Source organism: Macrococcus sp. 19Msa1099, from assembly GCA_019357535.2.
Classification (GTDB): domain Bacteria; phylum Bacillota; class Bacilli; order Staphylococcales; family Staphylococcaceae; genus Macrococcoides; species Macrococcoides psychrotolerans.
Genome location: CP079955.1, coordinates 1,012,803 through 1,027,779, shown reverse-complemented (window position 1 = coordinate 1,027,779; position 14,977 = coordinate 1,012,803). Strand labels below are relative to the sequence as shown.

At 33.6% G+C, this 14,977-nt stretch carries 19 protein-coding genes; 7 read left to right on the top strand and 12 right to left on the bottom strand.

Annotated elements, in window-relative coordinates:
* The first annotated feature begins 104 nt into the window (after positions 1-104).
* Positions 105-362, top strand: a complete 258-nt coding sequence (locus tag KYI10_05200; protein QYA33830.1) for a type II toxin-antitoxin system Phd/YefM family antitoxin — start codon at positions 105-107, stop codon at positions 360-362.
* Positions 355-627, top strand: a complete 273-nt coding sequence (locus KYI10_05195; GenBank protein QYA33829.1) for a Txe/YoeB family addiction module toxin — start codon at positions 355-357, stop codon at positions 625-627. Before KYI10_05200 ends, KYI10_05195 begins: the two co-directional genes overlap by 8 nt.
* 27 nt (positions 628-654) lie before the next feature.
* Here the strand turns inward: KYI10_05195 and KYI10_05190 are convergent, their stop codons facing one another.
* The 4 genes from KYI10_05190 to KYI10_05175 form a co-directional block, all read right to left on the bottom strand.
* The gene (locus tag KYI10_05190) at positions 655-1,413 is read right to left on the bottom strand and encodes a hypothetical protein (protein ID QYA33828.1); all 759 of its coding nucleotides are present in this window, start codon (positions 1,411-1,413) and stop codon (positions 655-657) included.
* Between the two features lie 5 nt (positions 1,414-1,418).
* Positions 1,419-1,904 (bottom strand): NUDIX domain-containing protein, encoded by a 486-nt coding sequence (locus tag KYI10_05185; GenBank protein ID QYA33827.1) that lies wholly within the window; start codon positions 1,902-1,904, stop codon positions 1,419-1,421.
* Between the two features lie 109 nt (positions 1,905-2,013).
* The gene (locus KYI10_05180) at positions 2,014-2,826 is read right to left on the bottom strand and encodes a phosphotransferase (GenBank protein QYA33826.1); all 813 of its coding nucleotides are present in this window, start codon (positions 2,824-2,826) and stop codon (positions 2,014-2,016) included.
* Positions 2,827-2,835: 9 nt separating this feature from the next.
* Positions 2,836-3,576 carry a hypothetical protein gene (locus tag KYI10_05175; GenBank protein QYA33825.1) on the bottom strand — a complete coding sequence of 247 codons (741 nt, stop codon included), beginning with the start codon at positions 3,574-3,576 and terminating at the stop codon, positions 2,836-2,838.
* 43 nt (positions 3,577-3,619) lie between these two features.
* Here KYI10_05175 and KYI10_05170 point away from each other — a divergent pair, with 43 nt between their 5' ends.
* Positions 3,620-4,108, top strand: a complete 489-nt coding sequence (locus tag KYI10_05170) for a GNAT family N-acetyltransferase (protein QYA33824.2) — start codon at positions 3,620-3,622, stop codon at positions 4,106-4,108.
* On the opposite strand, the gene KYI10_05165 is transcribed toward KYI10_05170, so the two are convergent.
* From KYI10_05165 to KYI10_05155, 3 genes are all read right to left on the bottom strand, one after another.
* Entirely contained in the window at positions 4,109-4,369 is a 261-nt protein-coding gene (locus tag KYI10_05165) for a Txe/YoeB family addiction module toxin (protein ID QYA33823.1), read from the bottom strand. It lies immediately after the preceding gene.
* Positions 4,369-4,620, bottom strand: a complete 252-nt coding sequence (locus tag KYI10_05160) for a type II toxin-antitoxin system Phd/YefM family antitoxin (GenBank protein ID QYA33822.1) — start codon at positions 4,618-4,620, stop codon at positions 4,369-4,371. The genes KYI10_05165 and KYI10_05160 overlap by 1 nt, the downstream gene beginning before the upstream one ends.
* 85 nt (positions 4,621-4,705) lie before the next feature.
* Positions 4,706-5,170, bottom strand: coding sequence for an NUDIX domain-containing protein (locus tag KYI10_05155; GenBank protein QYA33821.1), 465 nt, complete (start codon positions 5,168-5,170; stop codon positions 4,706-4,708).
* 92 nt (positions 5,171-5,262) lie between these two features.
* On the opposite strand from KYI10_05155, the gene KYI10_05150 reads away from it, so the two are divergent.
* Complete coding sequence (locus tag KYI10_05150; protein QYA33820.1) at positions 5,263-5,403, top strand: hypothetical protein; 141 nt, start codon at positions 5,263-5,265, stop codon at positions 5,401-5,403.
* Positions 5,404-5,581: 178 nt separating this feature from the next.
* Here KYI10_05150 and KYI10_05145 read toward each other — a convergent pair whose 3' ends face one another.
* Positions 5,582-5,968 (bottom strand): sporulation protein, encoded by a 387-nt coding sequence (locus KYI10_05145; protein QYA33819.1) that lies wholly within the window; start codon positions 5,966-5,968, stop codon positions 5,582-5,584.
* A 160-nt stretch (positions 5,969-6,128) separates the two neighbouring features.
* Between KYI10_05145 and KYI10_05140 the strand changes: the two genes are divergently transcribed.
* Together KYI10_05140 and KYI10_05135 are read left to right on the top strand one after the other, a co-directional pair.
* Positions 6,129-7,133, top strand: a complete 1,005-nt coding sequence (locus KYI10_05140; protein QYA33818.1) for a cation diffusion facilitator family transporter — start codon at positions 6,129-6,131, stop codon at positions 7,131-7,133.
* A 48-nt stretch (positions 7,134-7,181) separates the two neighbouring features.
* Positions 7,182-7,370: a 2-hydroxymuconate tautomerase gene (locus tag KYI10_05135; GenBank protein QYA33817.1), complete on the top strand. Its 189-nt coding sequence runs from the start codon at positions 7,182-7,184 to the stop codon at positions 7,368-7,370.
* A gap of 30 nt (positions 7,371-7,400) precedes the next feature.
* On the opposite strand, the gene KYI10_05130 is transcribed toward KYI10_05135, so the two are convergent.
* A complete protein-coding gene (locus KYI10_05130) occupies positions 7,401-8,342 on the bottom strand; it encodes an LCP family protein (GenBank protein ID QYA33816.1) in 942 nt (313 codons plus the stop codon).
* Between the two features lie 121 nt (positions 8,343-8,463).
* Between KYI10_05130 and msrA the strand changes: the two genes are divergently transcribed.
* Complete coding sequence (gene msrA, locus KYI10_05125; GenBank protein QYA33815.1) at positions 8,464-8,967, top strand: peptide-methionine (S)-S-oxide reductase MsrA; 504 nt, start codon at positions 8,464-8,466, stop codon at positions 8,965-8,967.
* On the opposite strand, the gene mprF is transcribed toward msrA, so the two are convergent.
* From mprF to ptsG, 3 genes are all read right to left on the bottom strand, one after another.
* On the bottom strand, positions 8,964-11,498 hold the full coding sequence (mprF, locus tag KYI10_05120) for a bifunctional lysylphosphatidylglycerol flippase/synthetase MprF (GenBank protein ID QYA33814.1): 2,535 nt from the start codon (positions 11,496-11,498) through the stop codon (positions 8,964-8,966). The genes msrA and mprF overlap by 4 nt on opposite strands.
* 131 nt (positions 11,499-11,629) lie before the next feature.
* Entirely contained in the window at positions 11,630-12,766 is a 1,137-nt protein-coding gene (locus KYI10_05115; protein ID QYA33813.1) for an AI-2E family transporter, read from the bottom strand.
* 152 nt (positions 12,767-12,918) lie between these two features.
* On the bottom strand, positions 12,919-14,958 hold the full coding sequence (ptsG, locus tag KYI10_05110; protein ID QYA33812.1) for a glucose-specific PTS transporter subunit IIBC: 2,040 nt from the start codon (positions 14,956-14,958) through the stop codon (positions 12,919-12,921).
* Positions 14,959-14,977: the final 19 nt, after the last annotated feature.

Sequence of the window (14,977 nt, the reverse complement as noted above, 5' to 3'; positions counted from 1 at the left end):
GAGTGATGGGTTTTTAAAATCAGTATATTCAGGAGTAAAAAGTAATAATTATATGCATAATACCTCTTGAGTGGTACAATAATATTGTACAAGGAGGCGATAAAATGAAAGTCACAACTTATTCTAATGCAAGATCAAATTTTAGAAAAATAATAGATATTGTTAATGAAGACTGTGAACCTTACACAATCACAACAAATACGCATAATGCAGTGATATTATCTGAGCATGACTATAATAGTATGATTGAAACACTTTACTTACAAAGTACACCTGCGAATGCCGAAAGATTACAAAAAGCGATTGATGAATCAATTGATAAAAATAACTTACTTCAAGTTGAGATTGATTTAGATGCCTAAGAAAAAGATACTATTTTATTCAAGTGGTTTTGAAGATTATACGTACTGGCAAACTAAAGATAAAACTGTATCAAAGAAAATAAATAAACTAATAAAGAGTATTATGATTGATGGTGCAAATGTAGGTATAGGTAAGCCAGAAAAATTATTAGGAAACTATACAGGTTGCTATAGCAGAAGGATCACTCATGAACATAGGCTCGTATATAAGATAGAAGATGATTCCATTTGTATTTTACAATGTCGTTTTCATTATAAAAGGTAGAATAGCCATTCATTAGACTATCCTACCTTAATTTTTTTTATAAATTTTATAATTAACTTCATCTCTTTTACTTTGAATCGTCTCAAATCGTTCTATCATCCATGGTTCCCAGAATGTCTGTCCTTGCTTGTTAAAGACATATTCGTCATCAATCGCATAACATGCATGTGTAAGTAAATCGTCATAATAGAAACAGATAATATCTCCACTGCTAAATGAAGATTCCACTTCTTTGTATCCAAGACGGTTAAGGAAGAGCATAAAGGTTTCCTGATGCACCCACTGTTCTAATATAAATGGATTTTTAGTTAATGCATAAATTGTGGCCGACAAACAATTTGCGCCATGGTTTTCCGGGAATTTATTATGCAATGCAGTAAGATGAGATATTCTACTGAACTGCGTTATATCTGTTTTGCTAGGTTCATCATCGAACTGTTGGATAAATCTTATTTGTTCTTTTTGAGAGAGCGTATCCCAATATGCTGAAGTTATTAATCTATCAACATGGATCAGCTGCGTACCATTATCGATCATTTCTTGTTTCAATGCATCTTTAAATGTATTTTCTATGCTTTCATACCATCCTGGTTCGGCTACAATAACAAATTCATATGTCAGATGCCATGTTTGATACGTTGAATGGTTAACAACATTCGATAAACTACTGTTTTTCTTAAACTCTTCTTTCGGAACAACTAAGGTGTTTAATAAATTATATTGATGTTCATTTAAGAAAGCTTCTGATATAAAGAAAAGGTCAAACTCAAACTTCAAATTACGCATGTTAACTACCCCACTTTAATATACTTACAATATCTATCCCATAAATCTGGTATTACTTCATCTAAATTTTGTTCAATTTCATTCGGTGCTACCCACTTAGCATCAACAACTTCTTCAGCCTGAAGATTAAATGTAATGTCATTGGTTGGTGATTCGTATAGATAAGTCTCAGTAATATAATGTGAATGCATGGTATAACCTTTGAATTGAATATCATCTAAAGGCGCAAATATACCTGCTTCTTCAAGTAACTCACGATGTGCAGCAAGTACACCATCTTCTCCTGCAACAGCAGATCCTCGACTACATTCCCACTTCAAACCAAGTGGTTTATCAGGATGACGTTGTGTAAGTAGCAAATCACCATTTGGTTTCTGTACCCAGATTTCTACTACTAAATGGTACAATCCATCAGGTACTGTAATGCCTCTTTCATGGAGGATACCAGTTTTTTGTCTATTCATATCTAGAAGTTCCCATACTTCACTCAAGTGTATCCCTCCAATGATGTAATTCGCAATATTATTTATACCATTTAGGAATTACAATATTAAAATCTTCATAATACTTACGTTGTACTTCAAATTCTTGTTTCATGACTTATATTTCTTTGACACCGAATTGGACTGCCCATGGTAATGAAGATAAGATATTCGTAGCAATATAAACAGATAATACTTCCCAAAATGTCTTATGTACTTTACCATCAAAATATCCATCAACGCGCCCTCTACTAAATACCTCACTCGTATTTACACACCAGCTGATACGATTGAATTCTTCAAATGGTACACCGATACTACATCTGTCAAAATCAATAATCCACAGTTTACCTTTTTCATCAATGACCATATTCCCAACATGATAATCGCCGTGGTGGTAGACAACAGGTTTATCGATGATACGATTTTCATACTTTTCTATTACATTAAATAAACACTGATCGTTATCATATTTATATTCACAGTTTAGATACATTGATTTCTTACGTTCGATTTTCTTTAGAAAAAAGTCACGCCATCCAAACTGATTTGCGCCAGGTATAGCATGAATGACTTTCAATATTCTCCCGGCTTCAAGACCAAGCTCATATTGTTCTTCTGAAGTTAATGTCGGTAATATTTCTTTAGCTTCATGACCTTCAATCCATTGGTATAGTAAACAATAATGATTATGATAGTCGCCGTGTGATACTAATTGTTGCACTGGAAGTCCAAGGTCCATACACTGTTCAACTAAATTAATTTGCAATTGAATATCCTCTATTCTATCAATAGAAGAAAGACGTAATAGATACTTATCATCTCGAGTTGTAACAATATATTTTTGATCATCCGACCAACCCTTGTTAAAGCTTTCTAACTTCAAAAAATGAAAGCCTGGCAAGTGATCATTTAAATCATCAATATGCATGGCACCCTCCTAAATATGTGTTTTAAAATAATGCGCTAAAGATACCTTTCTCCCTTCTTTATCCCAATCATGATAAAGTTTAAATAAACGTGATACATCTCCATCTACAAGACTTACAAACTGAGTGACTTTAACAAAACTCATCCAGTAATGGAACATAATATATTCCTTTGGGTGCGAGTAAATATCATATGTAAAGTGTTCTAAAGGTAGGTCACCAAATTCATTTAAATAATATTCATAGAGCGTCTTTTCTAGATGATATACGTCACAGAATAATCTTTCATCAAAAAAGAACTTTCTAGGAAGATAAGTCGCCATTCCTTCTTCAAACCACATATCTTCACACCTTGGTTTATCTTCATCAAATTCAGCAAGAAATAGATTAATATGATGCGTGAGTTCATGTCCTAATATTGCAAGCATCTCATCTTTAGTGTGTTCGGTATAATATGACGTGTATTTATCTTTTAAAACTTCTGGAAGCAACGCTGTTAAATATTGTTCCCAGTAATCATGATCAGCACACATGTAGATGGTTTCATCTCTCGTAAAAGCAGGTACAGGTTTTTCGAGCACCTCTTCCATCACAAAACGTGATGTCCAGAATACACCATGTGGTATATCCTTTAACTGAAAATAATCTTCAAGGTATTTTTGGAAATCATTAATTTGTGTATGGAAATATGTTATATCAGCATGATACTTATTTAAATCAGCTGATTGCTCAAAAGTATAGATTGGTTTCATTAATATGCACCTTTCTGTGTTTATCATAAGAAAAAAATATATAATGATATTATACAGAAAATTCTTACAAAAAGGTGATTCGATGTTAAAACAAGTTTATGAAATCAACGATGAAATTTTAGAGTTATTGCTATTAGCTGACCCTTCGATTGAAATGATTAATCGATATATTAGTGAAAGTTCAATGTATATATTAGAACAAAGTAAACCTATTGGTGTTGTCGTATTAAAAGAAGTTAGTGAATCAACCATTGAAATAATGAACATTGCAGTAAGTGAAGCTTATCATGGGAAAGGTTATGGTAAGGTGATGTTAGAAGAAGCGGAGAAAATAGCGAAGCATTCAGGATACGATAAGTTAATCATCGCCACAGCGAACTCAAGTCTGAATCAACTCGCGTTATATCAAAAGTGTGGATTTAGAATTCAAGAAATAGAAAAAGACTTCTTTATCAATGAATATAAAGAAGTCATTATGGAAAATGGTATTAGGGCGATGGATAAGATAATGCTCAGTAAAGTTGTAGAATGATCACTCATAACGCCCATATGCTGAATAGATTGTTACAATTTTATCTTCGTCATTTACTGTATAAACAACACGATGTTGTACATTTAACCTTCTCGAATAAAACCCCTTTATTGGGGGAATTAGTTTTTCGAAAGAATGGTTATTATTATATGGATTTTCTTTAAGCTGTTTAATGATTTTTAGAAAGTTCGTTTCTAAGTGTGTGTTTTTTATCTTTTTCAGATCTTTCTTGACACTAGATTTCATAACCACTTTGTACATTAAATATTATCCCATGTACTGTCAAAATCAATTTCTTCTTCATCTTTACGTTGTTCGATTTGATAAGCAATACCTTTTTCTAATAAGAATAACGTCTCCTGAATGGCATTCCAATCATCTTCACCAACTAAAACAGCTCCTTTTTCTCCAATTTTAGTTGGTGCAATGTAAATTTCCTTACTATCTTCATTAACAGATTTTATAATGTTGAAAAAATCTTTTCTAGCACTAGTAGGTGTATAAGTATTCATAAATGACCCTCCCGTAACGTACAATATCGTGTACATTATAACATTAGAGATAGAATTGTCCAAATAAATATATCTAAATTCCTCCTTAGTCCTTTTCATGATTAATAATATGTTCAAAATCCTTATTCTCGCTTAACAGCTTTTCCTTTAATATTACTGGTTGAATATTGATCTTATCGATTTCATTTACCGGGAACCATCGATACTCCATATCTTCTCCATTTTCATTTCCGATTATAGATATTCCTCTATCCCATAATGATTTGGAATGACAAAAATAATAAACGCCGAGCTCATGGAATGACTTTTCTTGTGAATGATATGTTTGTTCAATGAAAATAGCAATTTGTTCTATCTCTATGTCAGTTGATAGTTCTTCTAATATCTCTCTTTTCAAGGCTATTTTAGAATCTTCTAGCATTTGAACTTTGCCGCCAGGTGGTGTCCAGTAATCATTGAATTTTTGTAATAAAATATGATTATTTTCTATAATTAGCGCTGAAGCTCTATATTTGAAACGCATATTATCTTTTGTAAATGTGATGTCCATAAATTACTCCTCTAATAATATAATTTTATTTAAAGAATTTTCTGATTAATATATCATATAATTAAATCAATAAATTTACAACGGAGGTTTAAATGAAAGAATACAATGTTAATACATATAAATACGACCATTCTATACACTATTCATGGAAATCAGAACTTATAGAGGAGAATGAATCATACATTCTTCTTAAGTCTCTGCCACTCAGAAAGCTTATTCATCATACACGATGAAGACGAATTTGAAATTAACATAATAAAATATCAATATCCGGCAAGCTTAATAACAGAGGTAAATCACCTAAAAGAAAAACTAGAATCTTTATATCGTAATAACGTGTTCCCTTTTGACGGTTTTCTATTAAGAAATATTGAAAATTTAAGAAATTATATCAATTTTTATTTACTAAATTTAACGGACACTTTCAAAGTAAATTTCATCTTCATCATAATAATCAACTGAGCTACTGACAAATACATGTGTAATGATCACGAACGTATGATTTACATCTTCTACGTTATGAATTGCCGGAAATGTGAATGGAATTGTTTCTGATCCTCTGTTTTCGATGGTAAATGATGCTAATTTCTCATCTAAGTATTCAAATTGGCTCATTTCATCCTTATTTTTCTTACGTTCAATTAATGATAGTTCTATGTGATCGATCTCCAGCCCATCTAATTCGTGTACATCCACTACCCCGTTAATATCTTCGTCTAACCTGAATGATGTTTTCTCCAGCTTTGTGTTGATTTTAGAATCTCCGATACCGATAGATGTTAATAATTCTTTAAACATAATAACCCTCCTGAAATAAGTTACTTCTATTGTCGCATAGTTAATTGAAAATTTAAAATAAAGTAATAGCATTAAATCAATCAAGTATCCTTTTTATTATGTTTATTTTCACCTATAATAGGTAAAGTAAATATAAAATTAAATATGTTAGGAGAATTCTATGACAGGATTATTTACATTACTCAAAAAAGGGAGTAAATCTTCTTTAATTGCAGCAATCGTCAACTTTATTTTAGGTACTTTAAAGCTAGTTGCCTATATATTTACCGGTAACGTTGCAATGTTCGCAGAGATGATGCACTCTTATGGTGATGCTGCAAACCAACTTTTTGTCTGGGTCGGCTCAGCTGTTTCTAAGAAAGCACCGAATGAAAGGTTTCCATTTGGATATGGCCGCCTGGTTAACATCGTTTGTTTATTCGCCGTGATCATCGTTGCAATTTTAGCTTATGAAACAGTGTTAGAAGGGATACATCATATTATGAATCCGACGCATCAAGAGCAATCGTTAAATCAATTTTTAATTGCTATTGGTGTATTATTAATTGGGGTTGTATTAGAAGGATCAGTATTATATAAAGCAGGACAAGAAGTACTTGAGGAAGTTCACAAACCTGCCACTGGCCTTCATCCTTTAACTACTAGTTATGCTAATATTGGAAGTGCCAAACCTGCAACGAAACTGGTATTCATGGAAGATACAGTGGCAACTGGCGGAGGATTCATTGCATTAATCGCTATTATTATTGCTCGTTTTACAGGATGGAGTCAGGTTGAAGGTATCGTTTCAGTCATCATCGGTTTAGCAATGTTCTATGTTGTGTTTAAAGTCTTCATGGAAAATGCAGCTGGTGCAATCGGACGTGCAGATGAAGAGATGGAAGTTAATGCTTCTAAAGTGATATTAGAACATCCTGATGTTTCAGATATCAAACGTCTTGTTGTAATGAAAGAAGGCGAAGATAAGCACGTTGAAGCATTGATCGAAGTTTCAAACCATGAATTTAATTTAAGAGAATTAACAGAAATCAAAAAATCGGTAGCGAGCGCATTATTAAAACAGCCTCATGTTACAGATGTTAACGTCGAGATTATGGAAGACGACGGCATGGACGACTGGGTAAGTGGTAATGGATCCTCTGTTAACCGTAATATCTATGAATAGTATATTATAACTTTGAACAATAAATTTAAGATGTAAAGGAGAATGTTTATGCCATTCGTAACAGTAGAATTAGTTGAAGGTCGTTCTGAAGAACAGTTAAAGAAAATCGTTGAAGAAGTAACGGAAGTTGTAAGTCGTAACTCTGGAGCGCCGAAAGAGAAAGTTCATGTATTTATTGAAGAACTTAAAAAAGAGCGTTATGCAGTAGCGGGTCAACTATTATCAGATCAACAATAAAAACAGGAGAAGCAATCGCTTCTCCTGTTTTTACTCATTTAAGAACTTCTGTATCGCCTTTTTATTCACTTCTTTATCTATTTCAAGTACAGCCCCTGCTTCAGGATAGCTTGCCTGCTGAAAGCTTCCTTTTACTGGCACAGTCAATGTGCTCTGCTTCTTATCACCACGAATAACAAAGCTTGTACCCATTCGAAATATCTCGCCATCTTTAAGGTCTGTATTGACATAACCTCTTGCAATACCCGCCAATTTCGGTGTTTTAAAGAGTACAGGAAGACTGACCATCTCTTGTTTTAACGCAGAAATCACTTGCTGCTGACGTCTTACGCGTCCAAAGTCCCCTTCTTCATCATGTCTAAAACGAGCATAACCTAGTAATTCTTTACCATTTAGATTGTGCTGACCTTTCTTTAAAGATACATCGATATTCTCAGACATATCCTTTTCCACATTTACCGGTACTCCAGACGGTGAGATTTCATCTACCATGGCTTCGAACCCTTTGAAATCTATAATCGCATAATGTTCTATTGGAATACCTAAATTTTTCTCTATCGTCTTACGCAGTAAATCCGGCCCACCTAACGTGTAGGCTGTATTAATTTTATAGTTTCTATATCCGGGGATTTCAGCATATATATCGCGCATGACTGAAATGATTTTTACCTTCTTATTAAGGAAGTCATACTGTGCAATCATAATGGAGTCCGTTCTTGCTGAGCCATCAATCATGCGATCTTGACCTAAAATTAAAACATTTGATTTACCGTCTTTATTCGATACTCCATTAAAGTCATAGTTGACATGCTTTTGTCCATGTTTTGCTGCTAAATCTAGGCCACTATTATAACTTGATTTGATAAAAACTACTACCAGTATAAGTAATAAAACTAATCCCAAAATTACAAATGGTAGTTTTTTTAATCTGATTTTCTTTCTTTTTCTTCTTGGCGTTATCCCTTCGCTCATATATACCCTGCTTTCTATATTACAATATAATAAACTTATAAAAGAATTTACATTATTGCAAGCATATATCGGTTTCTTTTCCAAATAATAAAGTAAAATAACAAAAAGGAGGTAGAAATATATGAAAAAGAAAATATACTTAGCAGGTGGCTGTTTCTGGTGCATGGTTAAACCTTTTGATACATATGATGGCGTATCATCAGTCACTAGTGGTTATATGGGGGGGCATATTGAAAATCCAACCTATGAACAAGTAAAAACCGGTACGTCTGGTCATCTTGAAGTCGTAGAAATACAATATGATGATCAAGTATTCACGACGTTACAAATACTTGAAATATTCTTTAAGATTATTGATCCGACTGACAATGATGGGCAATATCAAGATAGAGGAAGTCAGTATCGCACGGCAATCTTTTACTCAGATAATAACCAAAGAGAGATTACTGAAAACTATATTAGCAACATTCAACCTAATTTCGATAAACAGATTGTCACAGAAATAAGAGAATCAAAGACATTCTATAAGGCAGAGGACTATCATCAGGACTTCTATAAGAAGGATCCTGAACGTTATAAAAGAGAACAAGAAACAAGACAAAAAATAAAAGACAAGAAAAATTAATTTCTTGTCTTTTTATTAATGAGATAACTCACTCTTATCATAGACGTCATCAGACTATTCCCCTTCTTATAGACGAGATAGCGTGGCTCCCAGTTCGGATTAAATTTCTCTTTATAGTTACGTAATCCTTTAAAACTATAGATATGAGAAATTGTCTCAAATATCCTTCCTGCAAAGCGCTCTCTATAAAATGCATATCTATGGCTGCCAACGTTCGATAGTGGTGCCATTCCCATATTAAAGTAATCGTAATGTTCTTTGACGTATAACATCGTATTTAAATATAGACCGTCCATCATCTGAAACTCATTCTCTTTCCAGCGGATCATATCAACTGAAATAGAGTGATTATAATTTGTCGGCATAAATGATACAAATCCTATGATTTCTTCTTCATTTCTTATGACGCCAACAGGTGCCTTATTGAGATAATACGCATTAAAGCTTCCAACTGAAAAGTTCATTTCTGATCTTCCATTTAACCATTCATCAGATACAGTTTGTAACTGGTTTATAAAATCCGAACTGAATGGTGGATGCACAACCTCATAAAAATAGCCTTGTGATTCAAACTTATTCACCGTTGCACGAAATGCACGTTTCTTCTTACCACTGATAGTAAAATCGTTAAGAGGTATCACTGCTTCTTCACCTAACTTGAAGAAGATATTTCCGAAATCATGATATAAAGGAAGATAATCAGGTTTCACCTGATAAAAGATGATTTCATATCCATAATAGTTAGCTTGGTTGTAGAAATCGTATAATAAATCTCTGAATGATTGCTTATTTCCTATAGGATCTCCAAGCACGAAAATTGTATCATAATGTGTCTGAAACATGATAAAAGCATCTTCAGCTTGATTAATGAAATACGATTTATCGGTAGAATAATGAAGGTGACTGACAAAGTTACCTCCATACATATCAATAATTTGTGCACGCTGTTCTTCAGAAACATCCATTGCGATATTAGCAATATATTTCTTATTGAAGAAATACGAAGTTAAACTGATTAGTAATATTGTTGCAATAATAAAGAATAGAAAGTAATTTCTCATTAAATTGCCGTCAAAATCGATACTATCCTGTGCCAATAGTTCACTTAGCTGTATTCTGATAAGCCAGCTATTGAGCGAAAGGATAATGACAGAAAACAGTATCGTTAAGCCTGCTCTAAACAGTGTGATTGGACGTTTAATCATCTTAATGTTCATATTCCCAATAAATAGAAGTAAAATAAGTGCTGCAATCCAAATGTATACAAGCCAATTTCCAAATGTTAAGAAAAGAATGATTAATATTACAGCAGCAGCAACAATACTGATGATATGTGCACGTCTCGTATCATGCATCACACCTTTCGCATTTATCATCAGCAGTAAGCAAGCAAGCGTGAAGAAAGAAGATAAGAAGGTGTATGTATTGTGCTGGACATCAAAGATAGCATCGTTTATCAATATACTGTTTGTCATCAGAAATACAAACCCAGTAATAAAAGAAAGGATACCAAGGGCTATAGCTGGTAGATGTATTAACACATCTTTTAACAGATTTAAAAATAATGAACTTGTTTCAATCGCAGGTGCAAAATACTTATTATCTTCAAAGCGTTCTTCAAATTGTTTCTTTGCAAATCCCTTAAACTCAAAGGTGGATAAAACCATTGCGACAAGGAAAGGAACGAAATAATAGACAACGCGATATATGAGGAGTGCAAGCAATACATTTTCTTCGGTGATACCAATACTTTTAAATCCAATAAGGATCATCAGATCAAAAGCACCAAAACCACCTGGAACCATGGAGAGTAGTCCAGCTAAAGCAGCGATAACAAAGATACCTATAATTAACGAATACTGGACATCGATATGTATAAACTTAAATATCAGATAGAATACACCGCTCGCTGCCAGCCATTCAACACTTGACACAAGCGTAAATATTATTCCCAGAAATTTATCATTGTTAACAGGCTTAATAAGTGTGTACAGAAGAAATACCGGCAAATAGAGCGCAATGATAAAAATACCAATTTTATACCAAGTGTACTGATCAAAAGCATGGGTATTCGGAAATATATTAAAAACGATACCTAAACTCAGAATACTCATCCCTGAAATCATCGATAACAACATCATTGAAATGACCTTGATAAGCGTTTTATCATCCTCAGTATAATTCCTATAAATAAGTAAGCGGAGCCCTGCCCCTATCATTCCTCCAAATCCAATAACTGCATTTAATGCATTTGCAATAAAACTAACATTAAAGAGTTTCATATGCTTGATTTCCAGATGCATCCTCTTGGCTAATACAAAATCATATAAAGATAAAATACTGACTGAAATAAGACCAGAAAAAATAAGGATCGCCAGCTGTATAGAGTCTAAATGTTTAAATGCCGTCATCGTCGATTTGAAGTCAATCGTCGATAACTCACCCTTTAGACGATATATCACAAAAATAAACAGTAATGCCATAAATAAAAACTTAATTACATTCCGATAATTATTAAATAATATTTTCATAAAACCCCTACTCACAATAATTAATTTGAATTCATACATATTCTACAGAAAAACAAGAAAAAAACCAAATATTATTGGAAATAAATGAAAAATAAGTCATCATCCGTCTGGAATGATGACTTATCTCAAAATCAATATACTTCCCCATCTTCTGATAAATACATATTATAACGTTTCTTAAATTTATCGAATATATACTGAGTCAAAACCTTTAATATAGCATATAAAGGAATACCTAATATAACGCCTATTAAACCCAATAGATTCCCTGCACAAAGCAGAACAAAAATAATTGTTAAAGGATGAATCTGCATTGTCTTTCCCATAATATTAGGAGAAATAAAGTGACCTTCTAAAAACTGCACGGCCATCCATACAACTGCAAGCTTCAACAACATGACAGGTGAATCAACTAGCGCAATCACAATAGCAGGACTGATAGCAATCATTGGTCCTAAATATGGAACCACACTCGTTACTGCAGCGATACAAGCAAGAATTAAAGCATACTCAAGCCCGATAATCATATAACCAATAAACAATAGCACTCCGATACAGAAAGCAACAAACATCTGACCCTGTATATACGAACCGACCTGAACATTCATCTTATCTAAAATATCATGAAGATCTTTTCTAAATTTTGGTGGTGTTAACTTTAATACATAATTTTTGAACTGTTCGCCATCTTTCAGCAAAAAGAAGAGTACGAATGGGAAAGTCATGATGACAATAGCTACGCTTGCAACTGTATCGACAACCGATCGCAGACGAGTTGAAAAATCACCAAGGTACTCTCCTACCTTCTTTGGAAGATCACTAAGATTTGTATTTACCCATTCCTGAATGTTCTGCAGGAATGGAGCAAACTTGGAATTGTTCGATAATCTATTAAAGTCTTTTAATAGATGATTTAAATAATCTGGAGCATTCTGAACCAACCCAGTGATCTGAACTTCTATAACAGGAATTAGCCAGGTGATGAGTAAAGCAAAAAGACTGATAATGGTCCCAATCAATATAATGATACCCCATAATCTATTAATACGATAACGTTCCATCAAATTGACAAGCGGATTCAAAAGATAATATAAAATGAAAGCCAAGATGACAGGACCTATTACTGTATTGAAGATAACGATAAATGGTTTAAAGATAAAAGAAATTTGATTAACTATCAATACTAATATTCCAGTTAATATTAATACAGTTAATGTGAACAATAACTTTCTGCCCCCAAAAAACTGAAAAAAATTACGATCTGACATACGCACCCTTCCTTATGTAACATATTATTTTACTTATATACTTTTAGTTTACATAATATATTTATAATATTTATTTATACAATATAAATAAATTTAACCACATATAACAAAAAAAATCAAGGAACATCGTTACAGATGTTCCTTGATTTTACTTATTTAACTGAAAGTAAACGTTCTCCAGATTGAATTTTTCCATAGTTGACATCATGGATCATTTGATTATTCAAATTAGTGAAGATAATTGGTGTAATATCACTATCCGCATTTGCTCTGATATAATCCAGATCTACTTTTAACAACGACTGACCTTTAGTGATTTTATCACCAGGCGCTACGAGCATTTCAAATCCGTTACCTTTTAATCCAACGGTTTCTAATCCGAAGTGGATTAAAACTTCAAGACCGTTCTCATCTTCAAGTCCAATCGCATGTTTCGTCGGGAAATCCATCTTCAAGACTCCATCGAATGGTGCTACCACTTCACCGACAGAAGGTATGATTGCAACCCCATCTCCCATTAGCTTCTGGCTGAATACTTGATCTGGTACTTGAGATAAATCTACTACCTCACCAGTAATCGGAGCATATACAATATGTTCCTCTATTGCTGGTACAGCTTCGATTTGTTCTTCAGCTTTAACCGTATTCATCTCTTCAGTGACAGTCGTTTGTTCTGGACGCGTTATGTCTCCTGAAATGATTCGAGCCATATCATGTTTAATCTGATCTGACTTAGGCCCAAAGATTGCCTGCATATTGTTTCCTACCTCTAACACGCCAGCTGCACCTAATGCTTTTAACTCGCCGACATCTACTTTGGACTTATCGTTAACTTCAACTCTAAGTCTTGTAATACAAGCATCTAGATGTTTGATGTTCTCTTTACCACCCATTGCATCAAGCACGTGAAATGGAAGTTCATTAGTAGACGTTTCTTTAACTGTAACTTCTTCATCTTCACGACCAGGTGTTTTTAAGTTAAATTTAGTAATACAGAATCTAAATACTGTGTAGTAAATCAATGCATAGACTAATCCGACAGGGATTACTAACCACCATGGAGTTCTGCCTTGTAACATTCCAAAAGTGAAGAAATCAATAAATCCTCCTGAAAATGTATAACCGAGGTGTAAATCCATTAGATATAGTATTAAGAATGATAATCCATCTAACACTGCATGAACAAAGAATAAAATTGGTGCTGCAAATAAGAATGAAAATTCTAAAGGTTCAGTTATACCTGTTAAGAATGAAGTTAATGCAGCTGATGCCATTAATCCTCCTACAAATTTTTTCTTTTCAGGTTTTGCTGTATGATAGATGGCTAACGCCGCCGCTGGCAAACCAAACATCATAACAGGGAATTCACCTTGCATAAATGCTCCAGCTGTTAAAGGTACTTTATCTTGTATTTGAGCCATAAAGATATTTAAATCACCATGTACAACTTTTCCGGCTGCATTCGTATATGTACCAAATTCAAACCAGAAAGGTGCATGGAAGATATGATGCAAACCAAATGGAATTAATAATCGTTTAATCATTCCAAAGAAGAATACGGCTAATGCCTTGTTTTCTTCCATCAAGAACAATGATAAACCATTCATACCACTTTGAATTACTGGCCAGATAAAGAACATTATTATCCCTAATATAAACGAACTAAATGCCGTTACAATAGGCACGAATCTTTTACCAGCAAAGAAACCTAAAAATGGCGGTAAATTAATATTATAGAACTTATTATAAGCCCATGCGGCTAAAATACCTATAATTATTCCACCAAAAACACCCGTCTGCAACGTTGGAATTCCTAAAATTGTAGCGTATCCTGGACTTTTTGTAACATTCTCAGCAGTGATACCACCAATCTGACCCATAGTTACATTTAAAACTAGATATCCTACAAAGGCTGCTATCGCTGCAACCCCATCGCCACCTGCAAGTCCTACGGCCACTCCCAAAGCAAAGAGTAATGGTAAGTTATCAAAGATAACTCCACCTGCAGCTTGTAACATTGAAGCAATTTTTACGACAATGTCATTCGCTAAAAACGGGAAAAAATCTACTAATGATTCTGTTTGTAATGCTGCTCCAATTCCTAGCAGTAACCCTGCAGCTGGAAGGATTGCCACCGGAAGCATCAATGCTTTACCGATACGTTGTAATTGACCGAAAAACGTTTTCCACATACTGTATTCCTCCTAAATA

Coding starts and splice junctions, on each gene's coding strand:
- KYI10_05200 (QYA33830.1), top strand. CDS start 105: ATGAAAGTCACAACTTATTCTAATGCAAGATCAAATTTTAGAAAAATA.
- KYI10_05195 (QYA33829.1), top strand. CDS start 355: ATGCCTAAGAAAAAGATACTATTTTATTCAAGTGGTTTTGAAGATTAT.
- KYI10_05190 (QYA33828.1), bottom strand. CDS start 1,413: ATGCGTAATTTGAAGTTTGAGTTTGACCTTTTCTTTATATCAGAAGCT.
- KYI10_05180 (QYA33826.1), bottom strand. CDS start 2,826: ATGCATATTGATGATTTAAATGATCACTTGCCAGGCTTTCATTTTTTG.
- KYI10_05175 (QYA33825.1), bottom strand. CDS start 3,576: ATGAAACCAATCTATACTTTTGAGCAATCAGCTGATTTAAATAAGTAT.
- KYI10_05170 (QYA33824.2), top strand. CDS start 3,620: ATGATATTATACAGAAAATTCTTACAAAAAGGTGATTCGATGTTAAAA.
- KYI10_05165 (QYA33823.1), bottom strand. CDS start 4,369: ATGTACAAAGTGGTTATGAAATCTAGTGTCAAGAAAGATCTGAAAAAG.
- KYI10_05160 (QYA33822.1), bottom strand. CDS start 4,620: ATGAATACTTATACACCTACTAGTGCTAGAAAAGATTTTTTCAACATT.
- KYI10_05155 (QYA33821.1), bottom strand. CDS start 5,170: ATGGACATCACATTTACAAAAGATAATATGCGTTTCAAATATAGAGCT.
- KYI10_05150 (QYA33820.1), top strand. CDS start 5,263: ATGAAAGAATACAATGTTAATACATATAAATACGACCATTCTATACAC.
- KYI10_05145 (QYA33819.1), bottom strand. CDS start 5,968: ATGTTTAAAGAATTATTAACATCTATCGGTATCGGAGATTCTAAAATC.
- KYI10_05140 (QYA33818.1), top strand. CDS start 6,129: ATGACAGGATTATTTACATTACTCAAAAAAGGGAGTAAATCTTCTTTA.
- KYI10_05135 (QYA33817.1), top strand. CDS start 7,182: ATGCCATTCGTAACAGTAGAATTAGTTGAAGGTCGTTCTGAAGAACAG.
- KYI10_05130 (QYA33816.1), bottom strand. CDS start 8,342: ATGAGCGAAGGGATAACGCCAAGAAGAAAAAGAAAGAAAATCAGATTA.
- msrA (QYA33815.1), top strand. CDS start 8,464: ATGAAAAAGAAAATATACTTAGCAGGTGGCTGTTTCTGGTGCATGGTT.
- mprF (QYA33814.1), bottom strand. CDS start 11,498: ATGAAAATATTATTTAATAATTATCGGAATGTAATTAAGTTTTTATTT.
- KYI10_05115 (QYA33813.1), bottom strand. CDS start 12,766: ATGTCAGATCGTAATTTTTTTCAGTTTTTTGGGGGCAGAAAGTTATTG.
- ptsG (QYA33812.1), bottom strand. CDS start 14,958: ATGTGGAAAACGTTTTTCGGTCAATTACAACGTATCGGTAAAGCATTG.